Source organism: Flavobacterium sp. FPG59 (genome assembly GCF_002150205.1).
GTDB lineage: Bacteria > Bacteroidota > Bacteroidia > Flavobacteriales > Flavobacteriaceae > Flavobacterium.
This window is the reverse complement of sequence record NZ_MTCA01000193.1, coordinates 1-5,879: the sequence shown is the minus strand read 5'-3', so window position 1 is coordinate 5,879 and position 5,879 is coordinate 1. Positions and strand designations below refer to the sequence as shown.

The following is a 5,879-nucleotide window of genomic DNA, read 5'->3' as shown; positions in this document are numbered from 1 at the left end:
ACACATAAGCACTTATCTGCGCAGGAATCAGTAGTGTATCCCCTTTTTTATATTGATATACTTTTTCGTTTAACTTTAAACTAAAATTGCCATCAACACACATATACACCGTAAAAGACTCATTAGTTTTATTCATTAAAACCTCACCATCAAGTGGTAAAAAATTGGTAGTAAAATAAGGACAATGAACTACTTCATTAGAAACGTTAACCGCTTTCAAATAGTGTCTTTGGGTATCGACTGTATTGTAATTAATGGCATCCAAAGCTAAATCAACATGCAGTTCTCTCGTATTCCCATTAGCATCTACTCTATCAAAATCATAAATGCGATACGTAATATCAGATGTTTGTTGAATTTCTGCAACAACCATCCCAGCTCCTATAGCATGTACAGTCCCGGTTTCTAAAAAGAACACATCACCTGCAGCTACTTTTTTCTGATCTAAAATTGACAATAAACTTTTCTCTTTCAAGCTAGAGACATATTCCGCTGCATTCGATTTATTTTTGAAACCAACAATAATTTCGGCATCGACATCTGCTTGCATGATATACCACATCTCTGTTTTTCCAAATGATTTATGCCTAGCTTTCGCCAATGCGTCATTAGGATGAACCTGAATGGACAAATCCTCTCGAGCATCTAAATATTTAAAAAGGAGCGGGAATTGGCATCCAAATTTTCTGTAGACGTTTGATCCTAATATTTCTTCAGGGAATTCCTCAAGTAATGAGGTTAATGATTTTCCTTTCCAATTTCCATTTGCTACCGCACTTACATCACCTTCAACTGCTGATAGTTCCCAACTTTCACCTGTTATAGCAGATGTAATAGATTTCCCCAAAACTTTTTTTAGTTTTTCACCACCCCAAATTCTTTCTTTGAAAATGGGTTCAAATTGTAACGGATAAAATTGCATGAGAAATGGTTTTAATTGACATTAAAATTTGATACTAAAAATAGATTTATAAATTGTTTGTGAAATCTATTCCTTAGTAAAAATAAGGAAAGAAACTTTACAAAACTAGTTTTTTTATAGCTTGTAATGCCTTAGGTATGTGTTTTGTTGCCAATACGCTATCAAAAACCATCTGCACAACACCTTGTTTATCTGTCACATAAGTCACCCTTCCTGGTACTAAACCAAAAAGACCCGTGGGAACACCAAAAATTTTACGTATAGTTTTATCACTATCTGATAACAATATAAAAGGCAATCTATACTGCTTTGAAAATTTTTGGTGCGAAGCTAAGCTATCACTACTTATCCCTATTACCTCAGCACCTAAATCTTTAAAATCCTCGTATTGATCTCTAAAACTGCACGCTTGCGCGGTACAACCTGGCGTATTATCTTTAGGGTAAAAATAAATAACTAATGGTTTTGAACCCACTACGCTAGTACTATCAAAAGTGTTTCCTTCAGTATCAATGGCTGTAAAATGCGGTATTACATCACCAACTTTTAATTCTTTCATAGTCCTTTATAAGTTACAAAATTACGCGGCGTTTCATACAATACCACTTCTAAATCAAATTCAGGTTTGATTTTCTTTTTGATTTTATTCCAAATTACAACAACAATATTTTCAGCAGTAGGGTTAAGATCTTTAAAATCTGGAACGTCTAAATTTAAATTCTTGTGGTCAAATTGATTTTCAACTTCCTCTTTAATAATATCACTTAAGAATTTTACATCCATAACATAGCCTGTTTCTGGATCAATTTCACCAGTGACACTTACTATCAAATCGTAATTATGTCCGTGGAAATTGGGATTATTACACTTCCCAAACACGGCGTCATTCTGTTCGAAAGTCCAATCCTTTCTATACAATCTATGTGCTGCATTAAAATGAGCCTTTCTTGAAATAGTAACTTTCATCTTATATAGAAATTAATTGTTTTTTAAATAATTTGGTGTCAACGGGCTTTTATGCTCCTCTAGATAATGATAAAACTCTTCAAAAATAATTTTGAACCACACAGTATATAATTCAGGATGAACTATCATATCATTTTTTACATCTTCAATTTTCATCCATTTCCAGCTCTCTACCTCATCTTTGTTAATTACTGGAGCCTCATTATAATACCCTATCATCACGTGATCAAGTTCATGCTCTGTCAATCCGTTATCAAATGGCGCTTTGTAAATGAAATGAAACAGCTCTTTCAATTCGGTTACAAAACCCATTTCTTCATGCAATCTTCTTGTTCCGGCTTGAATATTAGTCTCACCTTCCCTTTGATGACTACAACAGGTATTGGTCCACAATAAAGGCGAATGGTATTTTTGATGTGCTCGTTGTTGAAGCATGATTTCATTTTGACTGTTCAAAACAAAAACAGAAAAAGCGCGATGTAAAACTGCTTTTTGATGCGCTTCTAGTTTTGGCATAAGCCCAATTTGCTCGTCGTGTATATTGACTAAGATTACATTTTCTTCTGGCATGTTTGTATATTATGACTTCAAAAGTACGAAAAAAAATAATGGGATGTTGGGTTTAACATTCTGTTTCGAATTGTTGAATCACAATTAAAGCATATTCAAAAAATGAATGTCAAAAAAAAATATGGCGTTATACAAAAACGACTTTCTATTTTTTCTATTCATAATCAAAACCTTATAAACAGCTCTTTTTAAAACAGTTTCAACGTAAATCTATAATTTTTTATTGATCCACTTTTCTCGAACTAAACTTTTACTTTCTACAAATCTAATTCTTGATTTTTAACGTAAATAACAATAGTTAAATCAAGGCTCTAAATTGTTAATTCATTAAAAATAAGAAGGCCTGAAACTAAAATGAATTTATATTTGTAAAAAAGAAATCATGAAAACTAAAATCACTTTTTTTTGCGCTTTGTTCGCAATTCCGCTTTTTATGTTTACTGCCTGTGCACAAAACACCGCAAAAAAGCAAACTGCAACTGCAGGATCAGTTATAACAAAACCTGAAAATCCTTATTATTCTAATACTGACACAGCTAAACTTAAAGTGAGTGATGCCGAGTGGAAAAAAGTATTACCCGAAGATGTCTATGAAGTAACCCGAAATGCAGATACAGAAAGACCCTTTACCGGTAAATACTGGAACACAGACGAAAAAGGAACATACTACTGTGCTGCTTGTGGAAATAAACTTTTTCGATCAGGCGCCAAGTTTGCAAGCAATTGCGGATGGCCAAGTTTTTTTGAACAAGACAATAAAAACAGTGTCGTCTATAAAAATGATAATTCACTAGGAATGGAACGCATAGAAGCACTTTGCGGAAGATGTGACGGGCATTTAGGACATCTTTTTGATGACGGGCCAGAGCCTACTGGAAAAAGATATTGCATGAATTCTATTGCCTTAGACTTTATTCCGGATACTAAGTAAAAGGAATAGCGAAATCACAAAATTTCAGTAATAACTAAAATCAGTTTGGAGCATATTCAAGCTGATTTTTTTGTTAGAAACAACATAAAATAAATCAAACTAGAACAAAAATATTCCTTACTTTTGAAAAAGACCTTTATTTTCTAAATGTCAATTTATTTGCAAAAAGCAATTTACACTAATTCATCACACTCCATGAATACTTATTATTTACTACCTTTTTTACTGCTGTTTTCAATTGGAATACAAGCTCAAAACAATGCCTTAAAAAGTAAAATCACCACTAAAGCAGCCACTTTGGAATCTAAAGTAGTAAGCTGGAGACGTGATTTTCATCAAAATCCTGAATTAGGAAATAGAGAGTTTAAAACTGCCGAAAAAATAGCTGCCCATTTGCAAAGTTTAGGCATTGAAGTTAAAACAGGAGTTGCAAAAACAGGAGTTGTAGGTGTTTTAAAAGGTGGAAAACCAGGTCCTGTTGTAGCATTAAGAGCAGATATGGATGCTTTGCCTGTGATGGAACGTGTAAATTTACCATTTGCTTCAAAAGTTACCGGAGAATACAACGGCACAACGGTAAGCGTAATGCATGCATGCGGACATGACACTCATGTAGCGATGTTGATGGGTACAGCCGAAATTTTAGCTTCTGTAAAAAACGAAATAAAAGGAACTGTAGTATTTATTTTTCAACCCGCAGAAGAAGGACCGCCTGAAGGTGAAGAAGGCGGAGCTGAGTTGATGGTCAAGGAAGGTGTATTAAATAATCCAAAAGTAGATGTCATTTTTGGACTTCATATTAACGCACAAACCGAAGTAGGCCAAATTAAATACCGACCAAGAGGAACTATGGCATCCTCAGACTGGTTTACCATAAAAGTTAATGGCAAGCAATCACATGGAGCCTATCCATGGCAGTCTGTTGATCCTATTGTTACCGCATCGCAAATTGTTATGGGCTTACAAACTATAGTTAGTAGAAATGTAAATCTCACTCAAAATGCCGCTGTAGTAAGTGTTGGCCAAATTAATGCCGGAGTAAGAAGCAATATTATCCCAGAGTCTCTAACGATGACTGGTACCATTAGAACATTAGATGCAGAAACGCAAGATTTCATTCATGGCAAAATAAAAACTATTGCTACTAATATTGCAACAAGTGCAGGTGGCTCGGCTGAAGTTTCAATTTACAAAAAAACATTAATTACTTATAACGAACCTTCACTTACAGAGCAAATGCTGCCTACACTGCAAGCTGCCGCTGGAAAAGACAACGTGCTACTGACCGAAGCAGTAACTGGAGCGGAAGATTTCTCTTTTTACCAAGCAAAAATTCCAGGTTTGTTTTATTTTATAGGAGGAATGCCTAAAGGTAAAAAACCAAGTGACATGCCTTCACATCATACACCTGATTTTTATATTGATGAAGGAAGCTTTATACTAGGAATGACTTCTATGGCACATCTTGCACTAGATTATATGGAAATGAAATCTAAAAAATAAACGAAGTTATTGTAAATCTAAATAGCGGAAAACAACAGCATTTTGTGATAATGCTTTTAGGGATGGGAAAGTAAATTATAACTTTTCCACTCCTATTTCAATTATTTGAGAAAGTTCAAGTATCCTGTCAACTTCATTTTTATTGGCAATAAAAAACAGGTAATTATCACTTTTGGTGTCAAATGTCATCAACTCTATATCTTGTTTGGCTAGTTCTGTTTGCAAATACGGAAATAAATCATGGCTATACGTTTTTTCAGGATATTCAAAATTAAAATCTTGATCTAAAATTTCCGAAATAAAATAGATAGCGTCTTCTGGATCAAATTTCCAATCACTGTTCCAACAGTTCAAGTTTTCACAAAATTCTAAACTATCTTCAATAAAATCATAGTCATCTTTTTCTTCTTGAAGTTGAGAAAAAAGATGTTTTGAAATATTTTTTAATTCTTGTGAAGAAATAGTATTTCTGGTAATCAATTGTAAGAACTCTCCAAAATGAGATACTGTTGGTTTTTCTAAAGAAAAATTTTGACTAGAGAGAGATGCAGGTACCGAAATATCCAAATGCTGGCACAAACCAATTATAACTTTCTGCAAATCTTGCAAAGCAACTGCCTCTACACCTGTTTTTTCAACATTGAAATCAAAAAATTCTGTCTCCAACAAACTTCTTGTAAAATTTGTGAAATACCTATTGCTGATATGCATTAATCGAAATCCATTGATTGTCTCGCTTTCATTTTCACAACAAAAAAAAATGAAAAAGCTTTGTAATACCCGTCTTAAATTAGGATTAAAAGTGGAGGCTTTACTGTAAAATTGGAATTGAATACAATCAAATTCTAAGTCCTCATCTATTACATTTTGGTCTAAGGGTGCAATATCCATTTTTAAATACAATGCATTTAAAACTTCATAAACATTAGAATAGCCACAACCTTTAATTTCTTGAAGTCCTCTTGGATGATTAAATGAACCTGGAAA

At 33.6% G+C, this 5,879-nt stretch carries 7 protein-coding genes; 2 read left to right on the top strand and 5 right to left on the bottom strand.

Going from position 1 to position 5,879, the window contains the following annotated elements:
• The 4 genes from FPG59_RS13175 to idi all read right to left on the bottom strand — a co-directional run.
• Positions 1 to 922, bottom strand: a 922-nt coding sequence (locus FPG59_RS13175) for a type I phosphomannose isomerase catalytic subunit (RefSeq protein WP_086455050.1), incomplete at its 3' end; no start/stop codon positions are given.
• 97 nt (positions 923 to 1,019) lie between these two features.
• A complete protein-coding gene (locus FPG59_RS13170) occupies positions 1,020 to 1,481 on the bottom strand; it encodes a peroxiredoxin (protein ID WP_086455049.1) in 462 nt (153 codons plus the stop codon).
• Positions 1,478 to 1,888 carry a 6-carboxytetrahydropterin synthase gene (locus FPG59_RS13165; RefSeq protein ID WP_086455048.1) on the bottom strand — a complete coding sequence of 137 codons (411 nt, stop codon included), beginning with the start codon at positions 1,886 to 1,888 and terminating at the stop codon, positions 1,478 to 1,480. Before FPG59_RS13165 ends, FPG59_RS13170 begins: the two co-directional genes overlap by 4 nt.
• Positions 1,889 to 1,900: 12 nt before the next feature.
• On the bottom strand, positions 1,901 to 2,458 hold the full coding sequence (gene idi, locus FPG59_RS13160; RefSeq protein WP_086455047.1) for an isopentenyl-diphosphate Delta-isomerase: 558 nt from the start codon (positions 2,456 to 2,458) through the stop codon (positions 1,901 to 1,903).
• 382 nt (positions 2,459 to 2,840) lie between these two features.
• Between idi and msrB the strand changes: the two genes are divergently transcribed.
• Both msrB and FPG59_RS13150 read left to right on the top strand, forming a co-directional pair.
• Positions 2,841 to 3,389 carry a peptide-methionine (R)-S-oxide reductase MsrB gene (gene msrB / locus FPG59_RS13155; RefSeq protein ID WP_086455046.1) on the top strand — a complete coding sequence of 183 codons (549 nt, stop codon included), beginning with the start codon at positions 2,841 to 2,843 and terminating at the stop codon, positions 3,387 to 3,389.
• Positions 3,390 to 3,548: 159 nt separating this feature from the next.
• Positions 3,549 to 4,892 (top strand): amidohydrolase, encoded by a 1,344-nt coding sequence (locus tag FPG59_RS13150; protein ID WP_254906705.1) that lies wholly within the window; start codon positions 3,549 to 3,551, stop codon positions 4,890 to 4,892.
• Between the two features lie 75 nt (positions 4,893 to 4,967).
• On the opposite strand, the gene FPG59_RS16675 is transcribed toward FPG59_RS13150, so the two are convergent.
• A partial coding sequence (locus FPG59_RS16675) for a hypothetical protein (protein WP_086455045.1) occupies positions 4,968 to 5,879 on the bottom strand: 912 nt, incomplete at its 5' end.